Annotated in this window: 9 protein-coding genes and 1 pseudogene; 1 reads left to right on the top strand and 9 read right to left on the bottom strand. The window is 73.9% G+C overall.

Annotation, left to right across the window (positions count from 1 at the left end):
- Window positions 1–33: 33 nt before the first annotated feature.
- From pheT to infC, 7 genes are all read right to left on the bottom strand, one after another.
- Window positions 34–2,559 carry a phenylalanine--tRNA ligase subunit beta gene (gene pheT, locus ACYVPE_RS38075; RefSeq protein ID WP_461038417.1) on the bottom strand — a complete coding sequence of 842 codons (2,526 nt, stop codon included), beginning with the start codon at window positions 2,557–2,559 and terminating at the stop codon, window positions 34–36.
- A complete protein-coding gene (gene pheS, locus ACYVPE_RS38070; protein ID WP_461038416.1) occupies window positions 2,559–3,689 on the bottom strand; it encodes a phenylalanine--tRNA ligase subunit alpha in 1,131 nt (376 codons plus the stop codon). The genes pheT and pheS overlap by 1 nt, the downstream gene beginning before the upstream one ends.
- 157 nt (window positions 3,690–3,846) lie before the next feature.
- Window positions 3,847–4,950 (bottom strand): sensor histidine kinase, encoded by a 1,104-nt coding sequence (locus tag ACYVPE_RS38065; protein WP_461038415.1) that lies wholly within the window; start codon window positions 4,948–4,950, stop codon window positions 3,847–3,849.
- 34 nt (window positions 4,951–4,984) lie between these two features.
- The gene (locus tag ACYVPE_RS38060) at window positions 4,985–5,905 is read right to left on the bottom strand and encodes a TrmH family RNA methyltransferase (RefSeq protein WP_461038414.1); all 921 of its coding nucleotides are present in this window, start codon (window positions 5,903–5,905) and stop codon (window positions 4,985–4,987) included.
- 123 nt (window positions 5,906–6,028) lie between these two features.
- On the bottom strand, window positions 6,029–6,412 hold the full coding sequence (gene rplT, locus ACYVPE_RS38055) for a 50S ribosomal protein L20 (protein WP_132821653.1): 384 nt from the start codon (window positions 6,410–6,412) through the stop codon (window positions 6,029–6,031).
- Between the two features lie 110 nt (window positions 6,413–6,522).
- The gene (gene rpmI, locus ACYVPE_RS38050; RefSeq protein WP_132821652.1) at window positions 6,523–6,717 is read right to left on the bottom strand and encodes a 50S ribosomal protein L35; all 195 of its coding nucleotides are present in this window, start codon (window positions 6,715–6,717) and stop codon (window positions 6,523–6,525) included.
- A gap of 62 nt (window positions 6,718–6,779) precedes the next feature.
- Complete coding sequence (gene infC / locus ACYVPE_RS38045) at window positions 6,780–7,442, bottom strand: translation initiation factor IF-3 (RefSeq protein WP_132821655.1); 663 nt, start codon at window positions 7,440–7,442, stop codon at window positions 6,780–6,782.
- 334 nt (window positions 7,443–7,776) lie between these two features.
- On the opposite strand from infC, the gene ACYVPE_RS38040 reads away from it, so the two are divergent.
- Complete coding sequence (locus ACYVPE_RS38040; RefSeq protein WP_461038413.1) at window positions 7,777–8,223, top strand: DUF1844 domain-containing protein; 447 nt, start codon at window positions 7,777–7,779, stop codon at window positions 8,221–8,223.
- Here the strand turns inward: ACYVPE_RS38040 and ACYVPE_RS38035 are convergent.
- Complete coding sequence (locus ACYVPE_RS38035) at window positions 8,177–8,908, bottom strand: MIP/aquaporin family protein (RefSeq protein WP_461038418.1); 732 nt, start codon at window positions 8,906–8,908, stop codon at window positions 8,177–8,179. The two genes, ACYVPE_RS38040 and ACYVPE_RS38035, sit on opposite strands and share 47 nt — an antisense overlap.
- A gap of 183 nt (window positions 8,909–9,091) precedes the next feature.
- Window positions 9,092–9,347: pseudogene (locus tag ACYVPE_RS38030) on the bottom strand (SseB family protein); the annotation flags it as partial.

The following is a 9,347-nucleotide window of genomic DNA, read 5'->3' as shown; positions in this document are numbered from 1 at the left end:
GGGGGGGGGGGGGGGGGGGAAAACCCCCGGTGGTCAGCGCTGGGTGACGCCCATCGGCGCCGGCGCCGCCGCGACCGCCGCCGCACGGGCGGCCGTCGCGTCCTCCGCGGTGAGCGTCCGGTCCGGGGCCCGGAACCGCAGCGTGTAGGCCAGCGACTTCCGGCCCGCGCCCAACTGCTCGCCGGTGAAGACGTCGAACAGCCGCAGCGATTCGAGCAGTTCGCCCGCGCCCTCGCGCAGCGCCGCCGCGACCTCCGCCGCCGGCACCGCGGCGTCGACGACCAGCGCGACGTCCTGCGTGGCGACGGGGAACGACGACACCGCGGGCGCCGACGGCACACCGCTGCCTGCGGCCTGGAGCGCGTCCAGGTCGGCCTCCATGGCGCAGGTACGCTCGGGGAGGCCGAGCGCCTTGATCACCCGCGGGTGCAGCTCGCCGGCGTGGCCGACCAGTGTGCGCTCGCCGTCCACCACCGCGTACAGCGCCGCGCAGCGGCCCGGGTGCCAGGGCGTCTGCCTGGCGTTCTCCGTGACGAGCTCGGCGCCGGCCTCGCCGGCGACGGTGCGCGCGGCCTCGACGGCGTCCGCCCAGCCGGCCGGGCGGCCCTCGCCCCACCAGCCGCCCGGCTCGCGGGCGCCCGCGAGCACCACCGCGACCCGGCGCGGCTGCCGCGGCAGCGCCGCGTCGAGGAGGGCGATCTCCTCGGCCGTGGGCCGCCGGGTCACCGGCAGCCTGACGGGCGTGGGCTCGTCGCCGGTGGGCAGGAAGACCAGGCCGGTCTCGAAGAGCGCGAGGTCGCCGGTGCCGCGGCCGACGTTGCGCCGCAGCGCTTCGAGCAGCCCGGGCAGCAGCGTGGTGCGCAGCCCCGGCTCCTCGTCGGAGAGCGGGTTGATCAGGCGGGCGGTGCGCCGCCGGTCGTCGTCGGCCGGGAGACCGAGCGCGTCCAGCTGGGCCTGGCCGATGAACGGGTAGGTGGGCGCCTCGACGTAGCCGGCGCCGGCCAGCGCCCGGCCGACCCGCCGGTGCAGCCGCTGCCGCTCGGTGAGGCCGCGGCCCGGCTTGGGCCGCGGCAGGGTGGAGGGCAGCGCCGCGTAGCCCTCGAGCCTGATGACCTCCTCGGCCAGGTCGTTGGGGTCGGTCAGGTCGGGACGCCAGCTCGGCGGGGTGACGGTGAGCAGGTCGGCGCCGGTGACCGCGCAGCCGACCTCCTGGAGCCGCCGCACCACGGTCTCGCGGCCGTAGGTCATGCCGGCGACCCGGTCGGGGTGGTCCGCCCGGATGGTGATGGGCATCGGGGGCGCCTCGGAGGCGACCTCGGTGACGCCGGGCTGCGCGGTGCCGCCGCCGAGCAGCACCAGCAGGTCGACGGCGCGCTGCGCGGCCGCGCCGGCGGCCAGCGGGTCGACGCCGCGCTCGAAGCGGCGGGCCGCCTCGCTGGAGAGCTTGTGGCGGCGGGCGGTGCGGGCGATGGCGACCGGGTCGAAGTGGGCGGCCTCCAGGACGATCTCGGTGGTGCCCTGGGCCTCGCCGAGCAGCGGCTGGGGCTCGTCGCCCGGCGCGTCGGCGATCTCGGTGTCCTGGCCGCCCATGACGCCGGCCAGGCCGATCGGCCCGTTGGCGTCGAAGATCACCAGGTCCTCGGGGTCGAGGGCACGGCGCGCGCCGTCCAGCGTGGTGAGCTTCTCGCCCGGCTGGGCGCGGCGGACGCCGATCGGCCCGGTGACCCGGGCGTGGTCGTAGGCGTGCAGCGGCTGGCCGATCTCCAGCATCACGTAGTTGGTGATGTCGACGGCGAGCGAGATGGGCCGCATGCCGGCCTTCTGGAGCCGCCGCTGGAGCCAGAGCGGGGACCTGGCCTCGGGCCGCACGCCGGTGACGGTGCGGGCGACGAAGCGGTCGCAGCCGGCGTCGTCGACCCGGACCGGGAAGCCCTCGGCGTTGGGGGTCGGCACGTCGAGCAGCGCCGGGTCGCGCAGCGGAAGGCCGAAGGCGGTGGCGGTCTCGCGGGCGATACCGCGCATCGAGAGGCAGTAGCCGCGGTCGGTGGTGACGGCGATGTCCAGCACCTCGTCGACCAGTTCGAGCAGCTCGAAGGCGTCGGTGCCGGCCTCGTGCTCGGGCGGCAGGACGAGGATGCCGGCGTGGTCGTCGCCGATGCCGAGTTCGCGGGCGGAGCAGATCATGCCCTCGGAGACCCGGCCGTACGTCTTGCGGGCGGTGATCGCGAAGCCGCCGGGCAGCACGGCGCCGGGCAGCACGACCACGACCTTGTCGCCGACGGCGAAGTTGCTGGCGCCGCAGATGATGTTCTGCGGCTGGCCGGTGCCGTTGGCGGTGCCGACGTCCACCTGGCAGTAGCGGATCGGCTTCTTGAACTCGGTCAGTTCCTCGATGGCCAGCACGCGGCCGACGACCAGCGGTCCCGTGAGGTCGGCGCCGAGCCGCTCGACGGTCTCGACCTCGAGGCCGGCGGAGACCAGCCGGGCCGCGACGTCGCGGCCGGTGATCCCGGCGGGCAGGTCGACGTATTCCCGCAGCCAGGAAAGCGGGGCGCGCATCAGATCTCCATCCCGAAGGGCCGGGTGAACCGCACGTCACCCTCGATGATGTCTCGCATGTCCACGACGTTGTGGCGGAACATCAGCAGTCGCTCGATGCCGAAGCCGAAGGCGAAGCCGCTGTACCGCTCGGGGTCGATGCCGCAGGCGACGAGCACCCGCGGGTTGACCACGCCGCAGCCGCCGAGCTCGATCCAGCCCTCGCTCGAGCAGGTGCGGCACGGGCGGTCCGGGTTGCCGACGGACTCGCCGCGGCAGCGGAAGCACACCATGTCCATCTCGGCGGACGGCTCGGTGAACGGGAAGTAGTTCGGCCGCAGCCGGGTGCGCATGCCCTCGCCGAAGAGCGACTGGACCATGTGGTCGAGGGTGCCCTTGAGGTCGGCCATGGTCAGGCCCTCGTCGATGGCCAGCAGCTCGACCTGGTTGAAGACGGGGGTGTGGGTGGCGTCCAGTTCGTCGGTGCGGTAGACGCGGCCCGGGCAGATCACGTAGAGGGGGGGCTCGCGGTCCAGCATGGAGCGGATCTGCACGGGCGAGGTGTGGGTGCGCAGCACCAGGTCGGCGTCGGCGCCACCCGCCTGCTCCTTGCCGCCGGCGAGGAAGAAGGTGTCGTGGGTGGTGCGCGCCGGGTGGTCGGGGCCGATGTTGAGGGCGTCGAAGTTGAACCACTCGGCCTCGACCTCGGGACCCTCGGCGACCTCGTAGCCCATCGCCGTGAAGATGTCCTCGATGCGCTCGGAGAGCGTGGTCAGCGGGTGCCGGGCGCCGGCCGGGCGGCGGTCGTAGGGCAGGGTGACATCCACCGCCTCCTCGACCAGCACGCGCTCGTCGCGCTCGGCCTCCAGCTCCTCCTGACGGGCGGCGAAGGCGCCGCTCACCGCCTTCCTGGCCTGGCCGACGCGGCGGCCGGCCTCGGCCTTGGCGTGTGGCGGGAGCGCGCCGATCTCGCGGTTGGCCAGGGCGAGGGGCGACCGGTCGCCGGCGTGGGCCACCTTGACGTCGCGCAGCTCGTCGAGGCTGGCGGCGGCCGCGATGGCCGCGAACGCCTCGTCCCGCGCTCGGTCGATCTGTTCCGGTTTCAGTGCCTCGACCTCGACAGGGTCGTACGACTTGTTGGGTGCCGACATCTCTTCCGTTGCTTCCGTTTGGCGTGGCGCCCCGCTGCGCGCCCCGGGCCGAGTCTACGGGGGGCGCGCGAGGGCATGGGTCCGCGGTGTCAGGGCGAGGTGCGCCCGCGGCCACGGCCGGCGGTGATCGGGTGCGATCGGTGCCAATCGCGGGGGATCACGAGAGGAACGCCGGGGTGCCCGCGGGCAGGGTAAATCGGAACCTGGCGCCGCCCCTGGCGGTGCGGCCGACCGTGACGGTGCCGCCGTGCGCCTCGACGATGCCCTTGACGATGTAGAGGCCGAGCCCGGTGCCGCCGCGGTCGTTGCCGCGCCAGAAGCGCGTGAAGACCCGGTGGGTGGCGTCCTCGGGGATGCCGGGGCCTTCGTCGCTCACGGTGACCGTCGTTCCTTCCTGGCTGACGGGGCCTGCCTGGCTGGCGGGGTCTTCCCTGCCGGGGGCCCGGTCCATCTCGATGGTGACGGTTCCCGCGCCGTGCCGCACGGCGTTTTCCAGCAGGTTGCCGAGCACCTGGTCGATCTTGTCCGGGTCGGCCCAGAGGTCGGGCAGCGAATCGGCGATCCGCAGGTCGAAGCGGTCGGCCGCCAGGCCGCCGTTGACCAGGGTCTCGACGTGCCGGCGCACGGCCTCGTCGAGCCGGACGGGCTGGCGCCGGATCTCGAGCCGGCCCGAGTCGATCCTGGAGACGTCGAGCAGCTCGGTGATGAGCCGGGTCACGCGGTCCGCGTCGCTGTCGACGGTCTGCAGCATCAGCTTCTTCTGGTCGTCGGTGAACCGCTCCCACTTGTCGAGCATGGTGGCGGTGAAGCCCTTGACCGAGGTGAGTGGGGAGCGCAGTTCGTGCGCCACGGTGGCGATCAGCTCGGCGTCGCTTCGCTCGGCGCGCTGCCTGGCGTCGGTGGCGCGCAGGGTGACCACGAGGCGGCGGACGGGCCCCGCCGGGTGGGCCCGCACGTAGCGGGCGGTGACCAGCACCTCGCCGCCGCCGGGCAGTAACAGGGCGCGCTCGGGCTGCCCGGTGCGGGTGGCCGGGCCGCGGTAGGGGTCGGTCAGCGGCCACCAGCCGCGGCCGTCGGTGTCCTGGAGCGGCAGGGCCTCCTCGATGGGGCGGCCCAGGGCCTCGGCGGCGAGCCGGCCGGTGAGCCGGGTGGCCTCGGCGTTGAAGCAGATCACCTCGCCGGCGTCGTCGGCGACGACCAGGCCGTCGGGCAGGTCGTCGGGCGTCAGGCCGAGCTCCCCGGCACCGCCTGCGGTGTCCATCCCCGTGCGCCCCTCTCGCTGTGCTGTCAGCCTACTAGGGCTGTTCGGGTTCATCCCTCCCCCGGTGGGGCGGGCGATGCCCTTCCGGGCGCTCGGATGGCCGGTCCGCCACCGCCCGGCAGCCGCCCGCCGCCCGCTGGGCGCGTGCCGAGGCGTAGAGGCAGACGGCGGCGGCGGTGGCCAGGTTCAGGCTCTCGGCCCGGCCGTGGATGGGGACGCGGACCACGGCGTCGGCCAGCTCCCGGGTCTCGGCGGGCAGGCCCCACGCCTCGTTGCCGAAGATCCAGGCGGTGGGCCCGCCCATGGCGCCGGCGTCGAGCTCGGCGTCCAGGTCGTGGTCGCCGCCGCCGTCCGCGGCCAGCACCCGGGCGCCGGCCGCGACGAGGCCGGCGACGGCGCGCTCGACGGGGACGCCCACGGCCACCGGCAGGTGGAACAGGCTGCCGACCGAGGCGCGCACCGCCTTGGGGTTGTAGAGGTCGACCGAGGCGTCGGTGAGGATCACGGCGTCGGCGCCGGCGGCGTCGGCGCAGCGGAGCACGGTGCCGGCGTTGCCCGGGTCGCGGACGTGGGCGAGGACGGCGACCAGCCGGGGCCCGGCGGCCAGGATCTCCTCGACCGGCCGGTCGAGGAAGCGGCAGACCCCCACCATGCCCTGCGGCGTCACGGTCTGCGAGATGCCGGCGACGATCTCCTCGCTGGCCCGGTGCACGGGGGCGCCGGCCGCGCGGGCCGCCTCGACGACGTCGCCGTGCCGCTCGGCGGCCTCGGGGGTGGCGAAGAGCTCCACGAGGGTGCGCTCGCCGCCCGCCCGGTGGGTGGCGGCCTCCCGCACGGCCTGCGGCCCCTCGGCGAGGAACCTGCGCTCCTTGCCGCGGAAGCTGCGACGGGCCAGCCGCCGCGCGGCGACGACGCGCGGGGAGCGTGCGGAGGTCAGCTCGGCGGCGGAGGGCATGGGCGTGGGAACTCGCTATCTCTTCGGCTGGCGCCGCTGGGGCGGGGCCGGGGGCGAAAGCGCCGGACCCGCAGGCGCGGGGCCTGCGGGTCCGGGCGATGGCGTGAAGCCGGAGCGGGTCGCTCAGGCGGCCTTGGGGGCGTTGACGTCGCTGGGCAGCGCCTTCTGGGCCGTCTCGACCAGGACCGCGAACGCGTTCGGGTCGTTGACCGCGAGCTCGGCGAGCATCTTCCGGTCCACCTCGATCTCAGCGGCCTTCAGGCCCTGGATGAAGCGGTTGTAGGTGACGCCGTTGGCGCGGGCGGCGGCGTTGATCCGCTGGATCCACAGCTGCCGGAAGTCGCCCTTGCGCTTCTTGCGGTCGTTGTAGTTGTAGACGAGGGAGTGGGTGACCTGCTCCTTCGCCTTGCGGTAGAGGCGCGAGCGCTGACCGCGGTAGCCGCTGGCCTGCTCCAGAACAGCCCGGCGCTTCTTGTGGGCGTTGACTGCCCGCTTGACGCGTGCCACGTGTGTACTCCTTGTAGGGGGGCCGCGGGATGGTCACGCGGTCCTGAAACGGATGGGGTCCCGGTCGGACGCCCGGGTGTCCGCGGCTGGTCGGCCTGCGGACCCGCGGGTCACTTGCCGAGAAGCTTCTTGATCCTCTTGGCGTCGGCCGGAGCCGTCTCCGTCACACCGGCGAGGCGACGGGTCAGCGTCGACGGCTTGTGCTCCAGGTAGTGACGGCGACCGGCGCGAGGGCGCATCACCTTGCCGGAGCCAGTGATCTTGAAGCGCTTACTGGCACCGCTGTGCGTCTTGTTCTTCGGCATGTCGCCGTTCTCTCCTCGTCGTCTTGCTGATCGTTGACGCCCGGCCGGGGGCGCCGGCCGCGTCAGGCCGACGCCTTGCCCTGCTGGCGCTCGGCCTGCTCGCGCTCGGCCTGCTGGCGCTCGGCCTTGCGGACGGCCTGTGCCTCCCGCGCCTCGGCCATCGCCTCGGTCTTCTTCTTGTGCGGACCGAGAACCATGATCATGTTCCGGCCGTCCTGCTTGGGGTTCGACTCGACAAAGCCCAGATCCTGGACGTCCTCAGCGAGCCGCTGCAGCAGCCGGTAGCCCAGCTCGGGGCGGGACTGCTCACGACCGCGGAACATGATCGTGATCTTGACCTTGTCCCCCTGCTTGAGGAACCGGACGACGTGACCCTTCTTGGTGTCGTAGTCGTGCGGATCGATCTTCGGCCGGAGCTTCATCTCCTTGATCACCGTGTGCGCCTGGTTCTTGCGCGCCTCACGGGCCTTCATGGCCGACTCGTACTTGAACTTTCCGTAGTCCATGAGCTTGCAGACCGGCGGGCGGGCGTTGGCCGCCACCTCGACCAGGTCCAGGTCGTACTCCTGGGCAAGCTCCAGGGCCTTGGCAAGCGGCACAATGCCGACCTGCTCGCCACTGGGACCGACGAGTCGCACCTCGGGGACGCGAATCCGGTCGTTGATACGGGGCTCGGCGCTGATGGGGCCTCCTCGGTTTGCGCCGCACGGTTGCCTGGCGGACAGCCGTGCCGGGATCGTTCCTGGCGGACAGCCGCTCCAGGACGCAGAAAACGCCCCGAACGGCACACAGGCGGGGCTCCTTGCAGACCGGGAGCACCGCCGCAGCATCACCGCGGGGCGCAGCCTGACCATTGACCTGCCAGCCTCTCGGGCCGATCAGGTGGGAGTGCGGAGCCTCCACTTGCGGGCCGGGCACTCGAGTGTCCGGCCGGTCGCATATCAGGTTACACCACCCCGGCGACAGTCGCTTCCAGCCGGGATCCCGTCGTTCTCCGACGGTATCCGGCCGCCCGGGGCGGGCGCGGGGCGGCCCTGGGCCGGGCCTACCCTGGTCGGCATGAGCGACACCGCACCGGCCGGCCGTCCCGGCGAGACCCCCGACCACGCCGCCCCCGACGGCGGGGCCGCCGACGCCGACGTCCGGGGCGAGAATGTCCAGGATCTGACCCGCGACATCGCCGACGTGCCGGCGGTCGAGGTGATCACCACCGTGGCGGTGCACCTGATGAGCTCGGCGGCGGTCAACCTGGGGCTGGCCGAGGGCGGCGAGGCCCACAAGGACCTGGACGAGGCCCGCAAGCTGATCACCGCGCTCGCCGGCCTGGTGACGGCCAGCGCCACCGAGGTCGGCTCCTACCACGCGGCGCCCCTGCGGGACGGTCTGAAGTCGCTGCAGCTGGCGTTCCGCGAGGCGTCGGCGGTGCCCGACGAGCCGGGCCAGGGTCCTGGCGAGAAGTTCACCGGGCCGGTCCTCGGTTCGCCCGCCTCGCGTTCAGGTCGCTGAGCCAGCCGCCGTTCCCGGGGTGGATCACCTGGTGCACCAGCACCGCCACCCCGGCGCCGACCAGCGGCGCGACGATGAACAGCCACAGCTGGGAGAGCGCCGAGCCGGTCGCGAAGATCGCGGTGGCCAGGCTGCGCGCCGGGTTGACCCCGGCCCCGGTCAACGGGATGCCCACCAGGCTGATGGCGCCCAGGGCCAGGCCGACCGGCACGGCGTCGAAGCCGCGCAGCGCCACCCGCGGGGTGGCGGAGAGGTAGACGAAGACCAGCAGGAACGTCAGCACCGCCTCGATGACGAACGCGCCGCCGAGCGAGAGGCCCACCGCCGAGCGGTCGTCGAAGCCGTTGCTGCCGAACGCGCCGTGCGTGCCGAGCCCCGGCACCTGCTTGGCCACCAGGAAGAGCAGCGCGGCGCCGACGATGGCGCCGGCGAACTGGGCGATCCAGTAGGCCACGGCGGCCCGCACCTCCATCCGCCCGGCGAGCAGCATGCCGAGGGTGACCGCGGGGTTCACGTGGGCCCCTGAGACGTGGCCGAACATGTAGATCAGACCGAGCAGCACGAAGGCGAACGCCAGCGAGATGCCCAGCGTGCCGATGAACTCGCCGGCCAACACGGCGGATCCGACGGCGAAGAAGACCAGGAGCAGGGTGCCAAGGAACTCGGCGAGGAGCGGCTGCTCCATCGCCTCGGTATCCGCCATGGGTTCGGTGGCGGCGGAGTCGGTCTTGCCGGGCTCGCTCTCGGCGGACATGGCGCCCTCCAGTGCCAGACGTTCGGTCGTGCTGGCAGTCTCCGGCACCGGCGTACCGGACGCATGTCCTTGCCGCCATGCGAGTGAGCCCGGCGTGGCCCGCCGGCGGTGGGCTCAGCGGCGGTAGGTCGGCTCGCCAGGCAGCGTGGCGTCGGGCGGCAGCACGGCGAGCTGGAGGCCGCGCACCAGGTGGGCCCGGAGCGTCGGGTCGGCGGCGAGGGCGCCGGCCACCCGGCGGACGGCGTCGGCGGTCGGCGCGTCCGGGCCGACCAGCAGCGCCAGGGTGCCGTCGGCGTTCGGGCCGCCCGGCACGAGTCGGGCGGCGCGCACGGCCGGCTCGGTGGCGAGCACGGCGCGGACGGCGCCGGCG

Source organism: Streptomyces mayteni (genome assembly GCF_054783955.1).
Note: the sequence above shows the minus strand (reverse complement) of the source record. Positions and strands in the feature narration are given on the sequence as shown.

Coding starts and splice junctions, on each gene's coding strand:
- pheT (WP_461038417.1), bottom strand. CDS start 2,559: ATGCGCGCCCCGCTTTCCTGGCTGCGGGAATACGTCGACCTGCCCGCC.
- pheS (WP_461038416.1), bottom strand. CDS start 3,689: ATGTCGGCACCCAACAAGTCGTACGACCCTGTCGAGGTCGAGGCACTG.
- ACYVPE_RS38065 (WP_461038415.1), bottom strand. CDS start 4,950: ATGGACACCGCAGGCGGTGCCGGGGAGCTCGGCCTGACGCCCGACGAC.
- ACYVPE_RS38060 (WP_461038414.1), bottom strand. CDS start 5,905: ATGCCCTCCGCCGCCGAGCTGACCTCCGCACGCTCCCCGCGCGTCGTC.
- rpmI (WP_132821652.1), bottom strand. CDS start 6,717: ATGCCGAAGAACAAGACGCACAGCGGTGCCAGTAAGCGCTTCAAGATC.
- ACYVPE_RS38040 (WP_461038413.1), top strand. CDS start 7,777: ATGAGCGACACCGCACCGGCCGGCCGTCCCGGCGAGACCCCCGACCAC.
- ACYVPE_RS38035 (WP_461038418.1), bottom strand. CDS start 8,908: ATGGAGCAGCCGCTCCTCGCCGAGTTCCTTGGCACCCTGCTCCTGGTC.